The organism is Faecalibacterium sp. 9, from assembly GCF_048320955.1.
Classification (GTDB): domain Bacteria; phylum Bacillota; class Clostridia; order Oscillospirales; family Ruminococcaceae; genus Faecalibacterium; species Faecalibacterium wellingii.
On sequence record NZ_JBLWGB010000001.1, the window covers coordinates 939238 to 961331 of the forward strand.

20 protein-coding genes and 1 tRNA gene are annotated in these 22094 nt (G+C 57.8%); 6 read left to right on the forward strand and 15 right to left on the reverse strand.

The features are described 5' to 3' along the window. Positions 1–42: 42 nt before the first annotated feature. The 4 genes from ACKXF9_RS04435 to ACKXF9_RS04450 all read right to left on the reverse strand — a co-directional run bounded on the left by ACKXF9_RS04435 (position 43) and on the right by ACKXF9_RS04450 (position 3508). The gene (locus ACKXF9_RS04435) at positions 43–1650 is read right to left on the reverse strand and encodes a recombinase family protein (protein ID WP_418265421.1); all 1608 of its coding nucleotides are present in this window, start codon (positions 1648–1650) and stop codon (positions 43–45) included. 253 nt (positions 1651–1903) lie between these two features. Next, complete coding sequence (locus ACKXF9_RS04440; RefSeq protein WP_003864537.1) at positions 1904–2323, reverse strand: nuclear transport factor 2 family protein; 420 nt, start codon at positions 2321–2323, stop codon at positions 1904–1906. Between the two features lie 439 nt (positions 2324–2762). Further along, positions 2763–2838, reverse strand: a tRNA-Val gene (locus ACKXF9_RS04445). Positions 2839–2905: 67 nt separating this feature from the next. Next, positions 2906–3508 (reverse strand): TetR/AcrR family transcriptional regulator, encoded by a 603-nt coding sequence (locus ACKXF9_RS04450; protein ID WP_418265422.1) that lies wholly within the window; start codon positions 3506–3508, stop codon positions 2906–2908. 255 nt (positions 3509–3763) lie between these two features. Here ACKXF9_RS04450 and ACKXF9_RS04455 point away from each other — a divergent pair, with 255 nt between their 5' ends. Beyond that, on the forward strand, positions 3764–5863 hold the full coding sequence (locus ACKXF9_RS04455; RefSeq protein ID WP_418265423.1) for an efflux RND transporter permease subunit: 2100 nt from the start codon (positions 3764–3766) through the stop codon (positions 5861–5863). A gap of 7 nt (positions 5864–5870) precedes the next feature. Continuing rightward, a complete protein-coding gene (locus ACKXF9_RS04460) occupies positions 5871–7781 on the forward strand; it encodes a hypothetical protein (protein WP_418265424.1) in 1911 nt (636 codons plus the stop codon). Positions 7782–8179: 398 nt separating this feature from the next. Here the strand turns inward: ACKXF9_RS04460 and ACKXF9_RS04465 are convergent, their stop codons facing one another. From ACKXF9_RS04465 to ACKXF9_RS04475, 3 genes are all read right to left on the reverse strand, one after another. Then, complete coding sequence (locus tag ACKXF9_RS04465; RefSeq protein WP_249237956.1) at positions 8180–8887, reverse strand: LrgB family protein; 708 nt, start codon at positions 8885–8887, stop codon at positions 8180–8182. After that, positions 8868–9179 (reverse strand): CidA/LrgA family protein, encoded by a 312-nt coding sequence (locus ACKXF9_RS04470; RefSeq protein WP_418265425.1) that lies wholly within the window; start codon positions 9177–9179, stop codon positions 8868–8870. The genes ACKXF9_RS04465 and ACKXF9_RS04470 overlap by 20 nt, the downstream gene beginning before the upstream one ends. A 240-nt stretch (positions 9180–9419) precedes the next feature. After that, on the reverse strand, positions 9420–9851 hold the full coding sequence (locus ACKXF9_RS04475; RefSeq protein ID WP_418265426.1) for an RrF2 family transcriptional regulator: 432 nt from the start codon (positions 9849–9851) through the stop codon (positions 9420–9422). 221 nt (positions 9852–10072) lie between these two features. Here ACKXF9_RS04475 and cysK point away from each other — a divergent pair, with 221 nt between their 5' ends. Next, positions 10073–11005: a cysteine synthase A gene (gene cysK, locus ACKXF9_RS04480; protein WP_418265427.1), complete on the forward strand. Its 933-nt coding sequence runs from the start codon at positions 10073–10075 to the stop codon at positions 11003–11005. 160 nt (positions 11006–11165) lie between these two features. On the opposite strand, the gene ACKXF9_RS04485 is transcribed toward cysK, so the two are convergent. Beyond that, complete coding sequence (locus ACKXF9_RS04485; RefSeq protein ID WP_418265428.1) at positions 11166–12329, reverse strand: DUF819 domain-containing protein; 1164 nt, start codon at positions 12327–12329, stop codon at positions 11166–11168. 133 nt (positions 12330–12462) lie between these two features. Here ACKXF9_RS04485 and ACKXF9_RS04490 point away from each other — a divergent pair, with 133 nt between their 5' ends. Continuing rightward, the gene (locus ACKXF9_RS04490; RefSeq protein WP_249237961.1) at positions 12463–13560 is read left to right on the forward strand and encodes a dipeptide epimerase; all 1098 of its coding nucleotides are present in this window, start codon (positions 12463–12465) and stop codon (positions 13558–13560) included. A 180-nt stretch (positions 13561–13740) separates the two neighbouring features. Here ACKXF9_RS04490 and ACKXF9_RS04495 read toward each other — a convergent pair whose 3' ends face one another. Beyond that, positions 13741–15192 (reverse strand): aminoacyl-histidine dipeptidase, encoded by a 1452-nt coding sequence (locus ACKXF9_RS04495; RefSeq protein WP_339395443.1) that lies wholly within the window; start codon positions 15190–15192, stop codon positions 13741–13743. Between the two features lie 272 nt (positions 15193–15464). Between ACKXF9_RS04495 and asnA the strand changes: the two genes are divergently transcribed. Further along, positions 15465–16478: an aspartate--ammonia ligase gene (asnA, locus tag ACKXF9_RS04500; RefSeq protein WP_339395444.1), complete on the forward strand. Its 1014-nt coding sequence runs from the start codon at positions 15465–15467 to the stop codon at positions 16476–16478. Positions 16479–16606: 128 nt separating this feature from the next. Here asnA and ACKXF9_RS04505 read toward each other — a convergent pair whose 3' ends face one another. Together ACKXF9_RS04505 and ACKXF9_RS04510 are read right to left on the reverse strand one after the other, a co-directional pair. Then, entirely contained in the window at positions 16607–16957 is a 351-nt protein-coding gene (locus tag ACKXF9_RS04505) for a type II toxin-antitoxin system PemK/MazF family toxin (RefSeq protein ID WP_005942608.1), read from the reverse strand. A 123-nt stretch (positions 16958–17080) separates the two neighbouring features. After that, positions 17081–17491 (reverse strand): holo-ACP synthase, encoded by a 411-nt coding sequence (locus tag ACKXF9_RS04510; RefSeq protein ID WP_249237964.1) that lies wholly within the window; start codon positions 17489–17491, stop codon positions 17081–17083. A 162-nt stretch (positions 17492–17653) separates the two neighbouring features. On the opposite strand from ACKXF9_RS04510, the gene ACKXF9_RS04515 reads away from it, so the two are divergent. After that, positions 17654–17899, forward strand: coding sequence for an IreB family regulatory phosphoprotein (locus tag ACKXF9_RS04515; protein ID WP_249237965.1), 246 nt, complete (start codon positions 17654–17656; stop codon positions 17897–17899). 208 nt (positions 17900–18107) lie between these two features. Here the strand turns inward: ACKXF9_RS04515 and ACKXF9_RS04520 are convergent, their stop codons facing one another. The 4 genes from ACKXF9_RS04520 to ACKXF9_RS04535 all read right to left on the reverse strand — a co-directional run bounded on the left by ACKXF9_RS04520 (position 18108) and on the right by ACKXF9_RS04535 (position 22081). Then, positions 18108–19052 (reverse strand): tRNA dihydrouridine synthase, encoded by a 945-nt coding sequence (locus tag ACKXF9_RS04520; RefSeq protein ID WP_418265429.1) that lies wholly within the window; start codon positions 19050–19052, stop codon positions 18108–18110. 454 nt (positions 19053–19506) lie between these two features. Then, positions 19507–20220, reverse strand: a complete 714-nt coding sequence (locus tag ACKXF9_RS04525) for an ABC transporter ATP-binding protein (protein ID WP_418265430.1) — start codon at positions 20218–20220, stop codon at positions 19507–19509. Between the two features lie 3 nt (positions 20221–20223). Next, positions 20224–21063 carry an ABC transporter ATP-binding protein gene (locus tag ACKXF9_RS04530; RefSeq protein WP_418265431.1) on the reverse strand — a complete coding sequence of 280 codons (840 nt, stop codon included), beginning with the start codon at positions 21061–21063 and terminating at the stop codon, positions 20224–20226. Next, positions 21056–22081, reverse strand: coding sequence for a branched-chain amino acid ABC transporter permease (locus tag ACKXF9_RS04535; RefSeq protein ID WP_249237968.1), 1026 nt, complete (start codon positions 22079–22081; stop codon positions 21056–21058). Before ACKXF9_RS04535 ends, ACKXF9_RS04530 begins: the two co-directional genes overlap by 8 nt. Positions 22082–22094 lie beyond the last annotated feature (13 nt).

Genomic DNA, 22094 nt, shown 5'->3' on the forward strand with positions numbered 1-22094 from the left:
CAGTCATCCCGGTAGACATTCCTACGCATTGGGAACCGCGCACTAACAAACACCCCAGTGGGGTGTTTGTTGCCCCGCCTGCGGCGTGGCCGTGCTGTTCGAGTCCTGTACCGTCCGGCTCCGACGTGGGTTAGTGGATGAAGCAACAAAAAAGCCCCTGACCAAAGTCAGAGGCTCTTGTTTTGGTGGAGCATTCTCCACAGCACTCGAACCCAACACCTCTTCACGGGAGATGGTTTTGGAATCGTCCGTGAAGTTGAAATTGAGCACGACCCGGTCGTCAAAGACGTAGACCGAGTTGACAAAGGTATCAATGATCTGCCGCTGGTGCTCCATGTCTCTCATGTCACCCTTGCGGAATTTTTCAAACCAGAACCGCATCCACTCGCGGGTCAGGACGGGCTTTTTCAGCTCTTCTTCCAGAATGCTGGTGTTCAGGGCTTCTTTCCGGGCTTCCAGCTCGTCCAACCGCTGCTTGGTGGTCGGGGTCAGGACGCCCTGTTCAATGGCTTCCAGAAGGTTTGCCAGCCGCTTCTCCGTGTCCCGGAGCTGCTCTTTCAGGACAGGCAGCCGGGTGTTCTCCTTCTGCTGGGCATCCATGACCAAATCTATCAGCCGTTCGATGATTTCATCGCTGAAAATCACCTTAATGGCGGTATCTACCACGAACCGTTCCAGCGGCTCCTTGCGGATGGCTTTCAGGTCGCAGTGCGCCTTGCCGTGGCGTTTGGCGTTGCCGCACTTGTAATAATAGTAGGTGTTCCCCATGTGGCTGGTGCCGCTTTCGCCGCCCATCAGGGTGCCGCACTTGCCACAGAACAGCTTAGTGGTCAGCAGATAGCTCACATCCTCTTTTGCAGGCCGACCGTGGGTGATCCTGTTCTGCTCGAAACGCTGCTGCACCCGGTCGAACAAATCCTTGTCAACAATGGCCGGAATGCCGCCCGGCGTCACAATGTCCTTGTAGCGGTATTCGCCGATGTAGCGGCGGTTGCGGAAGATCTGGAAGAAGCTGTTCTTTACGAACGGCTTCCCGGTGCGGGTACGCAGGCCGCGCTCATTCAGGGATGCTGCAATCTTCTCAGCCGGTTCGCCGTCGGCGTACCGGGTGAAGATCTCCTGCACGATGGGAGCCGTTTCCGGGTCGATATGGTACAGCCTGTCCTCCTTGCCGATGGTGAAGCCCAGCGGCACCACACCGCCGTTGTACTTGCACTGGAGGGCGTTTTCGCGCTCACCGCGCGCCACTTTCAGGGCGAGTTCGGCGGAATAGTATTCCGCCATGCCAATAAGCATACTCTCCACCATAATGCCTTCAGGCCCCTGCGAGATGGGTTCCATGGCAGACACCAGATGGACACCGTTCTTTTCCAGCTGGTACTTGTAGTTCACGGCATCGAACCGATTCCGGGCAAAGCGGTCCAGCTTCCAGACCAGAACCACATCGAAAATTTTCTTTGCGCTGTCCTTTATCATCCGCTGGAAGTCCGGGCGGTCATCCGTTTTGGCAGAGTAGGCACGGTCAATGTAGGTGCCGACCACGGTGATGCCGTTCTTCTCGGCGTAGTCCTTGCAGTCGCGCAGCTGTCCCTCAATGGACGCTTCACGCTGGCTGTCGGATGAATAGCGGGCGTAGATCACGGCGGTCATGGTTGCACCTCCTTGGCGCGTATTCGACTTGCCTTTATAGTATCGGGTCAAGCGCAGCTTGTCAACAATCTGCGAGCAGATTGAAATGTGAAAATTGCGAAACGCAGCGAAAAAGGGGAGAGCAAGAATCGTCCCGTGGCCACAAATTTTCAATTCTTGAAAATTCTTGCCACTTTGGGACAGCTTCTTGTTGGGGCGTGCCTGCCCCAAACCCTGCTGGAACGAGTACGGCAAACTGGAATTTATAGTCCTCTCAAAACCAATTTGCTTTTTCTTCTCGAAATACGGGAATATCACTATCTCGATATGGATTGTAATTATGAAGATTGCAACCAAACTCTTTTAATGATTTTATTTTGTTATCCTGTGTCCATACAATTAAAGATATTCCGTCAAATTCTTCAACATTTCCATTATTCATTTTGCTTTTAAAATACCACTCCACGATTGTTTGATTGCCTTGATGAAAAAATTGCTTAATCTCCCAGACAAGAACACTTCCGCGTGTATTCCATTCGTCAAACCAGTGCTTTACCGTTTTGCGGTTTTCATATTTAGGACTCCAACTCTCAGTATATACAACATCATCTGTAAAAATATTGTCAATTCCTAAATCTGCTTTCTTAATCCACATATCAAACCATAATCGGATAATTTTTTCTCTCTCGTTCATAAAGTACCTCCATAACTTCCGATTTACTGGGCTAAGCCGAGTATACCACACTCCACCATGAAAGAACACCCCGATATAGTGAAATTTTGCCATTTTTCTGCGTACGTGCGTACACGATCCGCAGGGATTCTAAGGGGCTTGACCCCTTAGCACACGGACTTTGGAACAAAGTCTAGTGTGTTACACCTTGCCAGAGGTGTACACGCTCTCCCGGTACGCACGTACACAGCGATTGCCCCAATGCGTCATATAGGGTGACAACCAAGTTCGCACAAAGCGAACTTGATTCCGCAAAGCAAAAGGCAGGATACCACTATCATAGTGATACCCTGCCTTTGCTCGTTTACCGTTCCGAGTAGTCCTTCCTCAGAACCTCTTGCAAACAAAAAACGTACCCGAACCCTTTTTCGTAAAGAATCGGGTTCGAGTACGAACTGTATGGTGGACGGTACAGGACTCGAACCTGTGACCTCCTGCACGTCAAGCAGATGCTCTACCAGCTGAGCTAACCGTCCATAAGTCATATCGACTTGAATAGTTTACCACAGCCTGTACAAAAAAGCAATACTTTTCTGTGATTTTTTATTTTTCCACCTTCAGCGACCTGCGGACGATATCATACAGCACCGGCTTCATGGCCTCGATGTCATCGGGCTTGCCCTCCAGCACGCTGGAATAGCACACCGACATGCACATGCTGCCCAGTGCCGTGATGCGCTGGTAGATCTCCCGCTCGGTGCGGCCGGCCATTTCCGGGCTGGTCAGCACCACGTTCAGCAGCTTGCGCATCAGCGGTTCGGCTTCGCGGCTGGCCTCGATCTGGTCCAGCCCCGGCCATATGAAGTTGTGCTCCAGAAACTTGAGCACCAGCGTATCCTTCCGCAGCGCCTCGATGATGTGGTCGATCACCGCCACCATCTTGTCCGGGAAGTTTTCGAGCTCTGTCTGCTTTTCCACCGCTTCGCACGCGTCGCTCAGCAGCTGGTAGCTCACCCGGCCCAGCAGCGCCTGCATCACCGCACCTTTATCCTGAAAATACAGATAAAAGGTGCCCTTGGCCACCTTGGCCCGGCTGGTGATGTCCTCCACGCTGGTTTTTGTGGCACCTCGCTCCAGAAACAGATCATAGGCTGCCTCCAGCAGCGCCCGGCGCTTCTCCTGCTTTTTGCCCTCCACGGTACCCATAGTCCCTGACGATTCCTCTTTTCCTCTTGTTTTCTCTCGCTCGTTCGTGCTGTATCAATATTTTAGCAGTCCGGGCAGGATAGCGCAAGGGCCAATTCTTATACAATTTCAGGCAGTTGATAAGAAAACTGACCTCTGGTCATTTTTTGTTCTTGACACCCGGTCCGTCATGATTATAATAGATTTTGCTTAGAAATGACCGAGAGTCATTTTACTAAGATTTTTTAACCAAACCACTTTCTATGGAGGGTTCTCATGAAAAAGATCGCACAGGGCATCGTGCGGTTGCGCAAGCTGATCTTAACAGTAGCATTCCTGCTGTTGATCCCTTCCGCGATCGGCGCGATCGCCACCCGCATCAACTATGACATCCTCACCTACCTGCCGCAGGATCTGGATTCCATGATCGGCGAGGTAGCCCTTGAGGACGATTTCCATCTGGCCTCCACCGGTATGATCACGGTAGAGGGCCTGCCCACAAACGAGCTCATCGCCATGAAGAAGGATATTGAAGCCGTTCCCGGCGTCACCCAGACCTTCTGGCTCAGCGATGTGATCGACCCCAGCATTCCCACCGAGATGCTGCCCGCTGACGTGCAGCAGTTCATGTTCGGCAAGAACGATTCCACCATGCTGATCGTCCGCTTTGACGCTCCCAGCGCCAGCAACGAGACCATGGAAGCCGTCGCTCAGATCGAAAAGCTGCTGCGCAAGGACTGCTTCTTCGGCGGTATGAGCGTCATCCTGCAGGACACCAAGGCACTGGTCAATCAGGAAATGCCCATGTACATCCTGATCGCCGTGGGTGCCAGCCTGCTGGTGCTGTTCCTTTCGCTGGAAAGCACCATCACCCCGCTGCTGTTCATGCTGGGCCTTTTGTTCCCCATTGCGTACAACTTCGGTACCAACATCTTTCTGGGCCAGATCAGCTACATCACCGAAGCACTGGCCACCGTGCTGCAGCTGGGCGTCACGATGGACTTCTCCATCTTCCTGCTGCACCGCTATCAGGAAGAGAAGGAGCTGCGCTCCTCTAACGAGGAGGCTATGACCAGCGCCATCTGCAAGACCATGACTTCCATCTCCGCTTCCAGCCTGACCACCATTGCAGGCTTCCTTGCACTGTGTGCCATGCGTCTGACGCTGGGCCGCGATATCGGCCTTGTCATGGCAAAGGGCGTTGCCCTCGGCGTTATCTGCACCGTGGTCATCCTGCCCTCCCTGATCCTTACCTTTGATAAATGGGTGGAAAAGTACAAGCACCGCACCGTGATCCCCAAGCTGAAAAAGCTCAGCTACTTTGTTTCCAACCACTCGGTGCCCATCGTGGTCGTCTTTATCCTCTTCCTCATCCCCTTTGCCATCGCGCAGAACAAGACCGAGGTGTACTACACCCTGTTTGACTCCCTGCCGCAGGACCTGACCGGCATCGTGGGCACCAACAAGCTGGGCGAGGACTTCGGCATGACCACCAGCCACTTCATTCTGGTGCATGACGACCTGACCGCCACCGAGGTGAGCGACCTGTGCGATGAACTCAAGGACGTGGACGGCATTACGCAGGTCGTGAGTCTGGATTCCATCACCGGCCCGGGCTTCCAGACCGAGCTGCTGCCCGACAGCATCATGGAGATCCTGCAGTCCGGCGGCTACAAGCTGATTTTGGCCAACAGCTCCTATAAGACCGGCACGGATGCCATCAACAACCAGCTGGACGAGATGATCGGCCTGATCAAGAACGTAGACCCTGAGGGCGTCATCACCGGCGAGGGTGCCATGACCAAGGACCTGATCGAAGTGGCAGATGTGGACTTCAAGAACGTCAACGTCTGGTCCATCATGGCCGTTCTGGTCATCATCGCCGTTTCCTTCAAGAGCATTTCCATCCCGGCGCTGCTGGTGGCCAGCATTGAAGCCGCCATCGCCATCAACATGGGCATCCCGTACTTCACCGGTACGCAGCTGCCCTTCATCGCCAGCATCGTCATCGGCACCATCCAGCTGGGTGCTACCGTGGACTACTCCATCCTGATGACCACCCGTTACCACGAGGAGCGCGCCTTTGGCCGCACCCCGAAGGAAGCCGCCCAGCAGTCGCTGGAGCACTGCAGCCAGTCCATCCTGACCAGCGGCCTGACCTTCTTTGCCGCCACCGTCGGTGTGGCTGCCATCAGTAAGATGGAGCTGCTGAAGAGCATCTGCCTGCTGATCTCCCGCGGCGCACTGATCAGCATGGTGGTCATTCTGGTGGTGCTGCCCGCAGCCCTGATGCTGTGCGACTGGATCATCCGCCACACCACCCTCAAGTGGATGATACCCGAATCCGCCAACGCCAAGAAGTCTGAAAAGGAGTAATTGCGTTATGAAAAAATCGCTTCGTTTCGCCAGTGCGGCGCTGGCTCTGACACTCGCCGCAGGCTGCGCCATGCCTGCATTTGCAGCTGGTAAGAGCAGCTTTTCCAAATCCGAGACCGTCTATGCTGTGATGAACGGCGACGGCTCCATCAAGAGCACCACCGTCAGCGAGCACCTGTACAGCGCCTCCGGCCTGTCCGGCGTCACCGACAAGACCACCTTGACCGACATCCAGAACACCGAGAGCGATGCCGAGTTCACCCAGAACGGCGAAGAGCTGGTCTGGAACACCGAGGACACCGATGTTTACTACAAGGGCAATACCGACAAGGCCCTGCCCATCGATGTGAAGGTGACCTACGCTCTGGACGGGCAGGAAGCTGCGCTGGAAGACCTCATCGGTAAGAGCGGCCATCTGACCGTGACCGTTGCCCTGAAGAACAATGAGACCGGCACCGTGAACGTGAACGGCAAGGACCGCACCATCGTCACCCCGCTGATCACCGCTGTGGGCGTCATTCTGGGCGGGGATGCTTCCAACGTGACCGCAGAACACGGCATGGTCGAGAGCGCCGCCAAGAGCAGCGTTGCCGCCTTTGTCACCCTGCCGGGCGTGAAGGATTCCCTGTCCGGCCTGCTGCCCGATGAGGTGGACAGCATCGAAGACTATCTGCAGGATACCGTTACCGTTGAGGCAGATGTCACCGAGCTGACCTGCCCGCAGGTCATGGTGGCCTGTGCTACCAGCACGGCCGCTCTGGGCACGAGCAACGTGTTCGACCTGAGCAGCATCAACGACCTGACCGACGGCATCAACCAGCTGAACGACGCCATGAGCCAGCTCATGGACGGCGCTTCCCAGCTGGTGGACGGCACCTCTCAGCTGGCAAACGGTGTTCTGGCCCTGCTGGACGGTGCCAACACCCTGAACAACGGCGCTGCCGCTCTGGACGACGGCCTTGGCCAGCTGACCAACGGTCTGGACACCCTGAGTGCCAACAATGCAGCACTGAATGCCGGTGCCCAGCAGGTGGCGGACGGTGTGCTGGCTTCTGCCAACAAGACCCTGAAGGAAGGCGGCCTGATCGATGAGGACATGACGTGGTCGGACTACGAGGCTGTGATCGACAACATCCTCACCATGAACGATAAGACCCTCGCTGCCGGACGCCGCAAGATCGTGCGCACCGTGTGGGAGCAGGCTCCCAGCTTCAAGGACAGCCAGCTGGATCTGGCTCTGTATCTGTCCGCGACCAAGACGAACCACGATCTGGAAGCAGCCCTCAAGCTGATGCAGAACTACGACCCCTCCATGCTGTGCGGTCTGGTACAGCTGCTGACCAGCGAGGATGCCAAGAATACCGCCAAGGCTGAGCTGAAGTATCAGGTGGAGAACAGTCAGGATATGGCCGATGTCCGCGCCCTGAAGACCAGCCTTTCTCAGATCCAGTTCTTTGTTTCCAGCGTGAACCAGTACACCGCAGGTGTGCAGACCGCTGCGGACGGTGCCCACTCCGCAAAGGATGGCAGCGCACAGCTGGCCGCAGGCACCAAGACCCTGTATGACGGCGTGAACACCCTGAACACCGGTGCAGGCCAGTTGAATGACGGCGCAGGCCGGCTGAACGACGGTCTGAACCAGTTCAACGAGGAAGGCATCTCCAAGCTGACCGGCGCGCTGGATCAGGATCAGCTCCATGGTCTGAAGACCGTGCTGGACGAGATGACCGACCGCCTGAACGACTACACCAGCTTTGCCGGTGCACCGGATGATGCCGAGAGCAGCGTCAAGTTCGTCTATAAGACCGCCGAGACGGCTGCCTCTGTGGACGTTGCTGCAGCCGAGACCGAGACCGTGAAGGAAGGCAACATCTTCACCCGTCTGTGGCAGCGCATCGTGGACCTGTTCAAGTTCTGATAAGCCATTTCCGAGAACTCATGATGAACCTCTTTTCATAGAGAAGCAGAAGCCCCCGGCTGCGAATTGCAGCCGGGGGCTTCTGCTTTGCGACCATTTTATGTCAGCTTCTTCCTTCCACACAGCGGCTCCGGCAGAGAGCCTGCGCAGGCAGATGCTGTTTTCCTTTCCGGCCCCTTTCGTGAAAAAGCAGATCAGCCAGGCCCGCAGGCCTGGCTGATCTGCAATATCAAAAAATTTTTCGCTGATGTATTCGGGTCGCGGCTCCCTGCAGCTGCCTCGTGCCTTGGACGGCACTCGCATCTTGCAGGCCGCGGCCCCAACAGCTCCTTCCTGTTTCTGCCGCTGGCAGCGGTCGTCGCTGTTGCAGAGCGAATGCGGCGGCCATTTTAAATCGTTTAATTGATCAGATTTACGAACACCGGGCAGAGCACGGCGGTCAGCACACCGGCCACGGCAATGGAAAGGCCGCTCATAGCACCTTCCACCTCGCCCATCTGCAGGGCCTTGCTGGTGCCCACGGCATGGGCCGCAGTGCCGATGCCCACACCCTTGGCAATGGGGTCGGTGATATGGAACAGCTTGCACACGGTCTCGGCCAGCAGGGCACCCACGATGCCGGTGACGATCACGATGGCACCGGTCAGCGCCGCAATGCCGCCCAGCTCTGCGGCCACGTCCATGCTGATGGCGGTGGTCACGGACTTGGGCAGCAGGGTGGCATACTGCTCACGGGTCAGGTCCAGCGCCAGTGCCAGTGCCAGCGCGCTGCCAAGGCTCACCAGCGTGCCCACCGAAATGCCCGCAATGATGGCTGCGGCATTCTCTTTCAGCAGGTCGATCTTCTCATACAGCGGGATGGCCAGCGCCACCGTGGCGGGCAGCAGCAGGTAATTCACCGGTGCTGCGCTGATCTTATAGTCCGCATAGGGGATCTTGCACACCGAAAGAAACACGATGACAAAAATGCTGCCCAGCAGCAGCGGGTTGAAGATGGCCTTGCCGGTCAGCTTATTGATGAGGGCGCCCAGCGCAAAAGCGGCCAGCGTGAGCAGTACGCCCCATGCGGCAGAGCCGGACAGAAAATCATTCAGCAGCTGCGTCATTGTCGGCCTCCTTGTTTTTGCGGCCGCTCAGGGCCTGCGTGGTCTTGCCTGCGCTTACCATCACCAGCACCGTCACCGGGATGATGGCAATAAGGATGGGCAGCAGCATTTCGCCCATTTCTGCCCACAGCTCCATCACACCGGCGGCAGCGGGCACGAACAGCAGCGGGAAGATGCCGGTGAGGTAGGTGCCCACCTCTTTTACGTCCTCCAGCTTGATCAGCCGGAAGTTCAAAGCCAGCAGCAAAAGCACCAGCCCGTACACGCTGGCCGGCACCGGCAGGGGCAGCACACAGTGAAGGATCTCACCTAAAAAGCAAAACGCAAGAATGCGTGCAAACTGAAAAATGTATTTCGTAGCAAAACTCTCCTTCCTCGGGTAAAAGTGTAAAAAGTCACATCGAAAGTAAAGTATACCGCAGGAGTTCCAAACCATCAACCGTGATTCTGGATAAGAAAAATTGCACATTTTTCCCAGAACTGTGCAAAAAAAGGCGCACCGCAGAAACGGTGCGCCGATGGCAGAGCTTTCTCAGATCACATAATCGTTCCCGGCCTGATCGGGCAGGGCCAGATCGGCCAGAGTGATATTGCCGAAGTAGTTGGAGATCAGGTCGTTCAGGCCCTTCCACATTTCATAGGTGCGGCAGCTGGCCATGCGGGAGCAGGAGGCCGCACCGGGGGTCAGACAGGACACCGGGGCCAGACTTCCTTCGGTCAGCATCAGAATCTCACCTACGGTGTACTGGTCCGGGCTGCGGGTCAGGCGGTAGCCGCCGCCCTTGCCGCGCAGGCCCTCCAAAAAGCCGTTCTGCACCAGCACCTTGAGGATGTTTTCCAGATACTTCTCCGAGATCTCCTGACGGGCGGCGACTTCTTTGAGGGGAACATATTTTTCAGACTGATGTTCGGCAAGGTCGATCATCACGCGCAGTGCATAGCGCCCTTTGGTGGACACGATCATAATACGGTACTTCCTTTGTTGGTTATAAATTGAATTTTAACCTATTATACAACAGGGTAAATAATATTTCAATCCCACTTTTTTCAAAAAATCCATTGACAAGCGACCCAAGGGAGACTATAATACCATCAAACCCACAAACAATGTTGGTATAAAGGATTTAGAACCGGGTCATCCGGCAGGGCACATGTGCCCGTAACTGTATCAGGGAGGAAACTACAATGAGCAAGATTTATACTGCCGCAGATCAGCTGATCGGTCATACTCCGCTGCTGGAGCTGACCCACATTGAAAAGGAGCAGCAGCTGCCTGCCCATATCATTGCCAAGCTGGAATACTTCAATCCGGCCGGTTCCGTCAAGGACCGCATCGCCAAAAAGATGATCGATGATGCCGAGGAAAAGGGTCTGCTGAAGGAAGGCTCCGTCATCATCGAGCCCACCTCCGGCAACACCGGCATCGGTCTGGCGGCTGTGGCTGCAGCCAAGGGCTACCGCATCATCATCGTGATGCCCGAGACCATGAGCGTGGAGCGCCGCCAGCTGATGAAGGCCTATGGCGCAGAACTGGTGCTCAGCGAAGGCGCAAAGGGTATGAAGGGTGCCATTGCCAAGGCAGATGAGCTGGCAAAGGAGATCCCCGATTCCTTCATCCCCGGCCAGTTCGTGAACCCGGCCAATCCGCAGGCACACATCGAGACCACCGGCCCCGAGATCTGGGAGGATACCGATGGCAGAGTGGACATCTTCGTGGCCGGCGTCGGCACCGGCGGCACCGTCACCGGCGTGGGCCAGTACCTGAAGAGCAAGAACCCGGACGTCAAGGTGGTTGCCGTGGAGCCTGCCTCTTCTCCCGTGCTGAGCAGGGGCGTTGCAGGTGCGCACAAGATCCAGGGCATCGGCGCAGGCTTTGTACCGGACGTGCTGGACACCAAGGTGTATGACGAGGTCATCGCGGTGGAGAACGATGACGCCTTTGCTACCGGACGTCTGATCGGCCGCAAGGAAGGCGTTCTGGTGGGCATCTCCTCCGGTGCTGCCGTATATGCTGCGCTGCAGCTGGCAAAGCGCCCGGAGAATGCCGGTAAGAACATCGTGGTCCTGCTGCCCGATACCGGCGACCGTTATCTTTCCACTCCGCTGTTTGCAGAGTGATGCTCCGGGACCGTCCCGGTCCTGCGTGGACGAGATGAAAGGGACGACTGCAAAACAGTCCCGATAAAAAAGAGATAGGCTTCCCCGGAAGGGGCCGCCTATCTCTTTTTTGTTGTAAGCTGATGTGTGATCTCTTGGCCGCGTTATAAGCCGGAGAACATTATGCCAGCAGCGACATGATGTTTGCGGTGATCAGGCCGCCTGCCGTGCCGATAACGTAACCCATCAGAGCCATCAGAACGCCAACGGGCACCAGAGCGCCGCTGTAGGCACCGGCCAGAATGGGAGCAGATGCGGAACCGCCGATGTTTGCCAGAGATGCCACGCCGCAGGTGAACATATCCAGATGGAAGATCTTTGCCAGCAGCACCAGAACGATGCCGTGGATGGCAAGGATCATAAAGCCTGCCAGGATCCATGCGGGTGCATCGGTCAGCTCCAGGAAGCTTGCGCGGGAGGCAAGCAGAGCCACCACAGAGTACAGCAGCAGGTTGGACAGTTCAGTGCTGCCTGCCATGCGGCCCACGGGGGTGACAGCGCCGATCAGGCCGGACAACGTGATGAGCAGGACGGTCCAGGTGGCCTTGTCCAGGAAGGGCATTGCGCTGTTCAGGGTTGCGCCGATGTCCTGACCGAAGGCAGAGATCACCAGAGCCAGACCCAGCAGGAAGATCAGGTTGACAAAGCTGGCCTTGTCCTCGTTGCCCTTTGCATCCTCTTCCAGACGGCGGGACACTTCGTCCAGCGTGGTGGTGTCGGCCTTGACCCACTTGTTGAACTTGGGAGCCAGATTGATGGCCCACAGCAGGAACATGACCCAGATGGAGTAGTCGATGGAGTCCACCACCAGTGCGTAGGCCATGTCACCTTCGCCGATGTCCAGCGCAGCCTGCACGGCGATCATGTTGCCGGAGCCGCCCATCCAGCTGCCGCACAGAGCGCCCAGCGCCTTCCATGCTTCGGAGCCAAGGGGCCCCTTCATGATGGCGAAGGTGGCAATGAAGGCCAGCGAGATGGAGACGGAAGCGGCAAAGAAGCCGCCCAGCATCTTGGGACCCAGCTTGATGATCTTGCGGATGTCGCAGCGCAGCAGCATCAGGAAGATCATTGCATACAGCAGGTTGTTTTTCAGCACGGAGTAGGCAGGCTTGGTGGCCTCCATGTCCCATGCACCCAGCGTGCAGAGAATCATGGTAACGAGGTACAGCAGAACGATAGGTGGTGCATAGTCGAAGAATTTCGACTTCGTGTAGCGTTGCAGCCACACCAGCAGTGCGGCAATGAACACCAGCACGGCGATGTAGGTGAAACCGTTTGTGATCATGAACCCAATCCCCTTTCTTTTTGTGCAATTTTTTGCGGACAATTGTCTTTACAATATCGACAACTTCGTATACAATACTACCATAGATTTCATAATCTGGCAACATTTTTTATCGAAAGGGGTAGGTTTTTGCATGAAAATTACGGAAGTACGTCTCGGTCTGATCTCCGTGCCGCTGCGTGTGCCCTTCAAAACGGCGCTGCGCTCGGTCAGCAGCGTGGAGGATGTGATCGTAGAGATCCACACCGACACCGGCGCTGTGGGTTATGGTGAGGCACCTCCTACCGGCGTGATCACCGGCGACACCACGGGTGCCATCATCGGTGCCATCCGCGACCACATCGCAAAGACCATCATTGGCCGCGATGTGGACGACTTTGAGGACCTGATGATCGCCCTGAATGCCTGCATCCAGAAGAACACCAGTGCCAAGGCCGCTGTGGATATGGCCCTGTGGGACCTGTACGGCCAGCTGTACAAGATCCCCGTGTACAAGCTGATGGGCGGCGCAAAGAAGTCCATCGTCACGGACATCACCATCAGCGTCAACGACCCCGAGGAGATGGTGCGGGACGCGCAGAACGCCATCCAGCGCGGCTACGACTGCCTGAAGGTCAAGGTGGGCAAGGAGCCGGAAAAGGATATCGCCCGCCTGAGCGCCATCCGTGCCGCCGTGCCCAAGGAGACCTGCATCCGCATCGACGCCAATCAGGGCTGGACCCCGAAAGAGGCCGTGCGCATCCTGAACGGGATGCAGGAGCGGGGACTGGATCTGGAGTTCGTGGAGCAGCCGGTCAAGGCCCACGATTTTGACGGCCTGAAGTACGTCACCGAGCGCTCCTATGTGCCGGTGCTGGCAGACGAGAGCGTGTTCTCCCCGCAGGACGCACTGACCATTATGCAGATGGGAGCCGCAGACCTTGTGAACATCAAACTGATGAAGTGCGGCGGCCTGTACAACGCCCTCAAGATCGCATCTGCCGCCGAGGTGTACGGTGTGGAGTGCATGATCGGCTGCATGCTGGAAGCAAAGATCAGCGTGAATGCCGCCGTGCATCTGGCCTGCGCAAAGCAGATCATCACCCGCGTGGATCTGGACGGCCCCGTGCTGTGCAGCGAGGACCCCATCCTCGGCGGTGCCGTGTTCAACGAAAAGGAGATCACGGTTTCCAACGAGCCGGGCCTCGGCATCAAGGGCATCGAGCCGGGCAAGATCAAGTATTTGGACTGACCCTCTCAGCTTCACTTCGTTCAGCAGCTCCCCCGAAAGGGGGAGCTTTTTGCATCTTTACAGTCAGCACAAAGAAAGCTCCCCCTGAGAGGAACGACTTCCCCCGCTCCGGGGGAAGATGTCACCGCAGGTGACAAAAGGGGGGAATCTGGCACAGCGCAAGCTGTGACTGAGAGGGTTTTACTCTTTGTAAGCCAGAATGGCCTTCAGGTACTCCCATACACGGGCCACCGATGCAATATCGGCGCGCTCATTGGGGGTGTGGACATGCAGCAGGTTCGGGCCAAAGGAGATGCAGTCCAGCCCGTCGATCTTGCCCGAGAGGATGCCGCATTCCAGACCTGCATGAATGGCAACGATCTGGGGCTTTGCACCGTATTGTGCCTCGTACATAGCAACGCAGCGGTCGCGCAGGGCACTTTCGCGGGCGTAGGTCCAAGCGGGATAGTCGCCGTGGAACCGCACGGTGCCGCCCAGCAGCTCGGTCAGGGTCTGCAGCTTACAGCTCAGCAGCTCCTTCGCCGAAGGCACCGAGCTGCGCAGGGAGAAGCGCAGGATGGCTTCGCTGTCGTCCAGTTCGGCAACGCCGAGGTTCAGCGAGGTCTCCACAAGGCCCGGCACATCCATGCTCATGGCCTGCACGCCCCATGGCATCAGGAGCAGGGCCTTGCGCAGCCGCTGGACAGAAGCGCCGTCCAGTGCCTGATACCCGCCGCAGCCCTGTTCGGTGAGCTGCAGACAGATCTCCGGGTCGGCCGTGCCGTATTCGGCCTTCATCTGAGCGGCAAACTGGGCAGAGGCAGCACGGACGCCCTCCGTAATGCCGGTGGGCAGCACCAGTGTGACGCTGCTTTCCTTGGGGATGACGTTCTCCTTTGCACCGCCGGAAAGGGCCAGCACCGTGTAGTCCACGCCGTTTTCGGTCAGCAGGGTCAGCCAGCGGCCCAGCAGGGCGATAGCGTTGGCGCGGCCCTTGTGGATCTCGGTGCCGGAGTGCCCGCCCACAAGGCCGGTCACGTCTGCCTTTACGGCGGTGCCGGTCACAGCTGCACGGGTGACGGGCAGATGGCATTCAACGCGGCGTCCGCCTGCACAGCCTGCGGTCAGCACCCCCTCTTCCTCCGAGTCGATGTTGATGAGCAGGCGACCTTCCAGATCGGAAAGCTCCATGGCAGATGCACCCAGCAGGCCCACCTCCTCGCAGACGGTCAGCACGACCTCCAGCGCAGGGTGGGGGATGTCCTTTGCGTCCAGCACAGCCAGTGCGTAGGCCACGGCAATGCCGTCGTCGCCGCCCAGTGTAGTGCCCTCGGCGCGGACATAATCGCCGTCCACCACCAGCTGGATGGCATCCTTTTCCAGATCCAGCGGGCAGGCGGCGGTCTTGTCGCCCACCATGTCCAGATGACCCTGCAGGATCAGGGCAGGCTGGTTCTCGTAGCCCGGCGTGGCCGGTGCCTTGATGAGCACATTGCCCATTTCGTCCTGACGACAGGCAAGGCCGTGTGCCTTTGCAAACTGCACGCAGTAGTCGCTCAGCGCCTTTTCGTGATGAGAGGTGTGCGGGATGCTGCAGATCTCTTCAAAATAATGAAAAACCGATGCCGGTTCCAGGTTGGTTAATACGCCCATAATGACCCACTCCTTATAATATAGTGAAAAAACTTCCTTTTTGTATTCTAGCAGATTCCGGGGCCGGACACAATCACTAAATTCTGAGTCGTAACGTGTGCCCTCAAAACCGGGGATGCTCCTACGGCTTGCGCGGGGTACTCTTTTTTTGCCGCCTCACTTTACTTTCATAAGAAAATGTGCCATAATGGAGCCAGTATTTTTTGGTTCAAAAACTGCGCCCTGTACCGGGAAAGCAGGGCCGGAATCCAACAAGAAGAGGGGTATCCTTTATGAGCAAGACCATCATTCCTGCAAACTACACGCCTGCGCTGAACCTGTACGACACCCAGCGCGCCATCGGCACGGTCAAGCGCCTGTTTGCCGACACTCTGTGCGCCACGCTGAACCTGTACCGCGTGTCCGCTCCGCTGTTTCTGGAAGCGTCCACCGGCCTGAACGACGACCTGAACGGCGTGGAGCGCAAGGTCACCTTTGATATCAAGGACAGCGGCATTGAGGCACAGGTGGTGCAGTCGCTGGCAAAGTGGAAGCGCAAAGCTCTGAAGGACTACGACTTCCATGTGGGCAAGGGCCTGTACTGCGATATGAACGCCATCCGCCGGGATGAAGAGCTGGACAACCTGCACTCCGTCTATGTGGATCAGTGGGACTGGGAAAAGGCGATCCGTCTGGAAGACCGCAGCGAAGCATACCTGAAGAGCGTGGTGCGCTCCATCGTGTCTGCCGTCTGCGCCACCGAGATGAACCTGCACGCCATGTTCCCCCAGCTGCAGGAGCTGCCGCTGCACAGCCCCAACGTTACCTTCATCACCACCCAGGAGCTGGAGGACAAGTATCCCGACCTGACCCCGAAGGAGCGCGAGAACGCCTTTGTGAAGGAGAACGGCACCACCTTCCTGATGAAGATCGGCGCTCCGCTCAAGAGCGGCAAGCCCCATGACGGCCGTGCCCCCGACTACGACGACTGGGATCTGAACGGCGACCTGCTGTTCTGGAACGACCCGCTGCAGTGCAGCTACGAGCTGAGCAGTATGGGCATCCGCGTCAGCCCCGAGAGCATGGACAAACAGCTGACCATGGCCGGCTGCGATGACCGCCGTGCTCTGCCCTTCCACAAGGCCGTGCTGAACGGTGAGCTGCCCTACTCCATCGGCGGCGGCATCGGCCAGAGCCGTCTGTGCATGCTGCTGCTGGGCAGCGCCCACATCGGCGAGGTGCAGGCCAGCGTCTGGGACGCTGCCACCCGCGAGGCCTGCGCCAAGGCGGGCATTCCGCTGCTGTAAGCGTTCCGTCCACAGGACTGCCTGCTGAAAAAAGATCATATAAGACCCGGGACCTTTCAGGGCCGAAATGGCTCGAAAAGATCCCGGGTCTTTTTGCTTTGTATACGATTTCACTTCCCGGCAGACGCTCAATAGGACGTGAGTCCGAGACTGACATCCAGCGCCTGATCCACCCGTTTCTGGTCCTCCGGCGTGATCTGCCCGGCCCGCTCCCGCAGGCGGTGCTTATCCAGCGTGCGGATCTGCTCCAGCAGCACCACGCTGTCCTTGGCAAGGCCGGTGTCCGCCGCCCGGATGTTGATATGGGTAGGCAGGCGGGCTTTGTCCAGCCGGGATGTAATGGCCGCTGCAATGACGGTGGGGCTGTGCCGGTTGCCGATCTCGTTCTGCACGATCAGCACCGGCCGCACACCGCCCTGCTCGGACCCCACCACCGGCGAAAGATCCGCGTAAAAAACTTCTCCTCTGTGTACCTCCATGGAATCTCCCTCCCTGCATTTGGAGGATGCGCCCCGCTATGTGATGCGTCCGGCGCATCGTTCGTCTGCTCTCAGTATGAGCAGGAAGCACGGGGGATATTCCATTGTATGCACAGAAACGGTTCAGGTTTCCGTTTCCAGTGTACAGAACGCCAGCGCCATGCCGCCTTCGTGGCTCAGGGAGAGCCGGGCGGTCAGGCTGCGGGCCTGCACCCATTCTGCCGTCCTTCCGCTGAAGCGATAAGCCGGTGCGCCGTTTTCCTGCCGGATGGCTTCGATCTCGCAAAGCGAAAAGGGCTCCCGCAGGCCGGTGCCTGCTGCCTTTAAAAAGGCTTCCTTGGCGGCAAAGTTGGCGGCAGCACTGGCCAGCCGGTGGGCTGCGCTGCGCCCGGCGGGGAGGGGAGCGTCCAGCCCGAGAGCGGCACGCTCGGCCTCGCCGTAGACCCGGCGGACAAAGGCCGCAGCATGTGCGCCGGTAAGGCTTTTTTCCAGATGTGCCAGCTCGCACAGGTCGCAGCCGATGCCATACAGCATAAAAAGGCCTCCTTCTGCCGCATTTGCGGCGCTGCAGGCCGTCAGCCTGCAAAATCTGAACCGGAAATTTTATGCAAACTGTGCAAATCCGGTCCGTTTATCTTGAAGTTTCCCCGCAATTCGTGTACAATGAACGTAGTTCTTCCTAAGGGGGTGTATTCCGTGAGTGGCGAGACTGCTATTTTTTCGATCCACGACAAAAAGGACTATGAGATCCATGAGATCGTGCAGCAGGTGTACGATGCTTTAAAGGAAAAAGGCTATAATCCGGTCAATCAGCTGGTGGGCTATATCCTGTCCGAAGACCCCACCTACATCACGACCTACAAGAATGCCCGTGCCCTGATCCGTAAGGTGGATCGGGACGATCTGCTGCAGGCCATGCTGCGCAGCTATCTGAACGTCTGATACCCCTTATCTGCTTCGGCCCCGCTGTCTTTCAGATGGCGGGGCTTTTTCATAACAGAATGCAGATGCCGTTTACCGTTACAGCCTCTCCGGTGAAAACGCGTGAAAACACGATTCAGAAAAATCCGCAGATTTTTCTGAATCGCAAATATATAAAATAAAATTTCCGCTGAAGATGGCCAGAGTGAAACGGAGGCCATGCCGATCGTTACGGCCGGAATGGCAGCGTAAAGATCTGGTTCACCACCACCTCATACTCCCACGGTTCCCGGGCCTTGCGCAGCTGCTTTTCCAGCTTTTCGGAGCCCTCAAATTTGTGGATCAGGTAGAACCAGTGTCCTTTCATCCGGCTGACGGCACACCCGGCACTGCCGAACAGCTCGGTGTAGCCGTGGTAAAGATCATCGAGATAGCCCCGCAGCTCTTCCCGTGCGGCGGGCGCACCGCCGCGCGCCACCCGGAACAGGGCAGGGTCCGCAATGAGGCCGCGCCCCACCATGATGCCGGACAGCTGCGGGTATTGTTCTTCCAGCATGTGCAGATCGGCGGCAGTGGTCACGTCGCCGTTGTAGCACACCGGCATCCTGCACCCGGGCAGGGCGGCAGAAAAGGCCGCACGGTCGGCCTGTCCGCGGTACTGCTGACGCATCACGCGCGGGTGGATGGTCAGCTCACAGATGGGATACCGGTTATAAATGTCCAGAATGGCGGCAAACTCCTCCGGCTTGTCCACACCCAGCCGGGTCTTGACCGAGATGGGCCCCTCCGCATTGGCAAACACGGCAGCAAGGAAGGCATCCAGCTTTGCAAGGTCCCGCAGCATCCCGGAACCCTTGCCCTTGGCCGTCACCGTGCCGGCTGGACAGCCGAGGTTCAGGTTCACCTCGGTGTAGCCCAGTTTGCGCAGTTCGCCGATCATCCATGCAGCCAGCTTCCCGTCCTTTGCCAGCAGCTGCGGGATCACCGGTGCGCCGGGGTTGGCTGCGGGGGCCAGTTCAGCCATCTTCTTTTTGATGAGCACCCGGTTCTCCGGCGGGGAGAGAAACGGGGCATAGTAGCGGTCGGCGGCACCGGCGGGGCCGAACCATTTCTGGTGCGCCTGCCGCCACACCCGGTCGGTCAGGCCCTCCATGGGAGCAGCGTAGTAGTTCATGAGCAGATCTCCAAAGTGTTTGATAGGGCTATTGTAGCATAAATGAAATAGGGCGGCAATGGGGGAGAAGTATCTGCCATGGAAATCAACTTTCAGAATAAAGGCTTCCCCCGGAAGGGACAGATTCTCCCCGCGCCGGGGAGAAATGTCACCGTAGGTGACAAAGAGGGGAGCAGCTGTCACCGCAGGTGACTGATGAGGGCGCAGGCCAGCAGCATTTCACCCTAAATACCCCTCATCCGGCGCTACGCGCCACCTTCCCCCCAAGGGGTGAAGGCTTTAGCTCCGGGTCAAGCTACAAAAATTGATTTCCGTGAGTATCTGCTCCCGGTGCAGAACCCGCCGCCGCAAAAAAACAGGACCCCGGAACAGCAAGGTGCTTTTCAGCCCTGCGGTCCCGGGGTCCGTCTTATGAGCTTTTGCAGTGCAGAAGCTCTTTTTTGTTTTACAGCGATCAGCCGCCCAGATAGGCGCTGCGCACGCGCTCGTTGGTCAGCAGTTCGGCACCGGTGCCATCCATGACCACACGGCCCGTCTCAAGGACGTAGGCGCGGTCTGCCACGGAAAGGGCCATCTGCGCGTTCTGCTCCACCAGCAGGATGGTCATGCCTTCCTTGTGCACATTCTGGATGATGTCGAAGATCTCCTGCACCAGCAGCGGCGAAAGGCCCATGGAGGGCTCGTCCAGCATCAGCATGGAGGCGTTGCTCATCAGGGCGCGGCCCATAGCCAGCATCTGCTGTTCGCCGCCGGACATGGTGCCCGCCAGCTGCTTGCGGCGCTCCTTCAGGCGGGGGAACAGCTCAAACACCTTTTCCTTGTTGGGGGCAATGGTGGAGTTGGGCTGGGTGTAGGCACCCATATCCAGATTTTCTTCCACGGTCATGTGCAGGAACACATGGCGGCCTTCCGGCACGTGGGCAAGGCCCGCTTCCACGATCTTGTGGGCGCGCATGCCCTTGATGCTGCTGCCCTTGTACAGGATATCGCCGGTCTTGGGCTTCAGCAGGCCGGAAATGGTCTTCAGGGTGGTGGACTTGCCGGCACCGTTGGCACCGATCAGGGTGACGATCTCGCCCTGATGCACCTCAAAGGAGATGTCCTTGACGGCGTGGATGTTGCCGTAGTAAACGTTGATGTTATCGACCTTCAGTAACGTATCAGCCATGTGTCAGCCCTCCTTCTTGCCCAGATAGGCCTCAATGACCTGCGGGTTGTTGCGGATCTCATCCGGCGTGCCCTTGGCGATGATGCGGCCGAAGTTCAGCACGGCGATGCCCTCGCAGATGCCCATGACCAGACTCATGTCATGCTCGATCAGCAGCACGGCGATGTTGAACTCGTCGCGGATGCGGCGGATGGTCTCGGTCAGCTCTGCGGTCTCGGAGGGGTTCATACCGGCAGCAGGCTCGTCCAGCAGCAGCAGCTTCGGGCTGGTGGCCAGTGCGCGCATGATCTCCAGACGGCGCTGTGCGCCGTAGGGCAGGCTGCCGGCCTGAACATTGGCAAGGTCTGCCATGTGGAAGATATCCAGCAGCTCCAGAGCACGCTCAGTGCACTTTTTCTCTTCCTTCCAGTAGTTGGGCAGGCGGATCAGAGAGGAGGCCAGATTGTACTTCATGGATTCATGCAGGCCCACCTTGATGTTGTCGATGACGCTCAGTTCCTTGAACAGGCGGATGTTCTGGAAGGTGCGGGCCACGCCCATGCGGTTGACCTGATAGGTCTTTTTGCCGGCGGTGGGCATGCCATCGATCAGGATGGAGCCGCGGGTGGGCTGGTAGACGTTGGTCAGCAGGTTGAACACGGTGGTCTTGCCGGCACCGTTGGGGCCGATCAGACCGGTGATCTCGTTGCGGCCGATCATCAGATTGAAGCCGTCCACGGCGGTCAGACCGCCGAAGTCGATGCCCAGCTCACGCACGTCCAGAATGGGCTTTTTGTCCATGTCGCGGTCGGTCAGGAAGCCGCCGGAGGGCACACTGTGTAACTTGGTCTGGAACTCACTCATGGTCTGCACCCTCCTTTGCTTTCTTGCGGAACAGCTCGCCGTTCATGATCTTTTCCACGATGCGGCTCATGGAGAAGTCATAGCTGCCAAGCAGTCCGCCCGGGCGGAAGATCATCATCAGGATCAGCACCAGCGAGTAGACCACCATGCGGTAGCTCTCAAAGCTGCGGGTGGCCTCGGGCAGGATGGTCAGCACGGTCGCAGACAGGATGGAGCCCAGCATGGAGCCCATGCCGCCCAGAACCACCATGACCAGGATCTCGATGGACTTCATAAAGCCGAAGGTGGAGGGGTCCAGAACGCCCAGATAGCAGGCGTACAGACCGCCGGCCAGACCGGCGAAGGCAGCCGAGAAGGCAAAGGCCATGACCTTATAATAAGTAGTCTGGATGCCGCAGCTCTCGGCAGCGATCTCGTTGTCGCGGATGGCCAGCACGGCGCGGCCATGGCGGCTCTTCATCATGGCGTGGATGGCAAAGCAGGTGATGACCACGCACAGGAACACGTTCCAGTAGTTGGAATATTTGGGAATGTTCTTCAGGCCCTTGGCACCGTAGAACAGCTTGAAGCCCAGCACATCATCGATGTTGTTCAGGGTGATGCGGATGATCTCGCCAAAGCCCAGCGTCAGGATGGCCAGATAGTCACCGGTCAGGCGCAGGGCGGGAATGCCGATCAGCACGCCGAACAGCGCAGCCACGATGCAGGCCAGAACCAGACCCACGACAAAAGCAACGCCGGAGGGCAGATTGCTGTACTTGGTGAACAAAGCGCAGGTGTAGGCACCCACGGCCATGAAACCGGCGTGGCCCAGCGGCAGCTGGCCCAGATAGCCGGTGGCGATGTTCAGCGAGACGGCCAGAATGATGTTGATGCCCACGGTGAGCAGCACCTTGTTCTGGTAGGTGGACAGCACGTTCTGGGTGAGGAAGGACAGACCCACGAACAGCAGAGCCACCAGCACGGCGTTCATCAGGTAGCGCACGGGCATTTTGAGCGTTTTGCGTTTGGTATTCATCTTCATGCCCTCC

Excerpts from the sequence above, each read along its gene's own strand:
- ACKXF9_RS04530 (WP_418265431.1), bottom strand. The coding sequence starts at position 21,063 with ATGAGTGAGTTCCAGACCAAGTTACACAGTGTGCCCTCCGGCGGCTTC.
- ACKXF9_RS04455 (WP_418265423.1), top strand. The coding sequence starts at position 3,764 with ATGAAAAAGATCGCACAGGGCATCGTGCGGTTGCGCAAGCTGATCTTA.
- ACKXF9_RS04505 (WP_005942608.1), bottom strand. The coding sequence starts at position 16,957 with ATGGAGGTACACAGAGGAGAAGTTTTTTACGCGGATCTTTCGCCGGTG.
- ACKXF9_RS04460 (WP_418265424.1), top strand. The coding sequence starts at position 5,871 with ATGAAAAAATCGCTTCGTTTCGCCAGTGCGGCGCTGGCTCTGACACTC.
- ACKXF9_RS04495 (WP_339395443.1), bottom strand. The coding sequence starts at position 15,192 with ATGGGCGTATTAACCAACCTGGAACCGGCATCGGTTTTTCATTATTTT.
- ACKXF9_RS04525 (WP_418265430.1), bottom strand. The coding sequence starts at position 20,220 with ATGGCTGATACGTTACTGAAGGTCGATAACATCAACGTTTACTACGGC.
- asnA (WP_339395444.1), top strand. The coding sequence starts at position 15,465 with ATGAGCAAGACCATCATTCCTGCAAACTACACGCCTGCGCTGAACCTG.
- ACKXF9_RS04490 (WP_249237961.1), top strand. The coding sequence starts at position 12,463 with ATGAAAATTACGGAAGTACGTCTCGGTCTGATCTCCGTGCCGCTGCGT.
- ACKXF9_RS04510 (WP_249237964.1), bottom strand. The coding sequence starts at position 17,491 with ATGCTGTATGGCATCGGCTGCGACCTGTGCGAGCTGGCACATCTGGAA.
- ACKXF9_RS04520 (WP_418265429.1), bottom strand. The coding sequence starts at position 19,052 with ATGAACTACTACGCTGCTCCCATGGAGGGCCTGACCGACCGGGTGTGG.
- ACKXF9_RS04465 (WP_249237956.1), bottom strand. The coding sequence starts at position 8,887 with ATGACGCAGCTGCTGAATGATTTTCTGTCCGGCTCTGCCGCATGGGGC.
- ACKXF9_RS04475 (WP_418265426.1), bottom strand. The coding sequence starts at position 9,851 with ATGATCGTGTCCACCAAAGGGCGCTATGCACTGCGCGTGATGATCGAC.
- ACKXF9_RS04535 (WP_249237968.1), bottom strand. The coding sequence starts at position 22,081 with ATGAATACCAAACGCAAAACGCTCAAAATGCCCGTGCGCTACCTGATG.
- ACKXF9_RS04450 (WP_418265422.1), bottom strand. The coding sequence starts at position 3,508 with ATGGGTACCGTGGAGGGCAAAAAGCAGGAGAAGCGCCGGGCGCTGCTG.
- cysK (WP_418265427.1), top strand. The coding sequence starts at position 10,073 with ATGAGCAAGATTTATACTGCCGCAGATCAGCTGATCGGTCATACTCCG.
- ACKXF9_RS04440 (WP_003864537.1), bottom strand. The coding sequence starts at position 2,323 with ATGAACGAGAGAGAAAAAATTATCCGATTATGGTTTGATATGTGGATT.
- ACKXF9_RS04485 (WP_418265428.1), bottom strand. The coding sequence starts at position 12,329 with ATGATCACAAACGGTTTCACCTACATCGCCGTGCTGGTGTTCATTGCC.
- ACKXF9_RS04435 (WP_418265421.1), bottom strand. The coding sequence starts at position 1,650 with ATGACCGCCGTGATCTACGCCCGCTATTCATCCGACAGCCAGCGTGAA.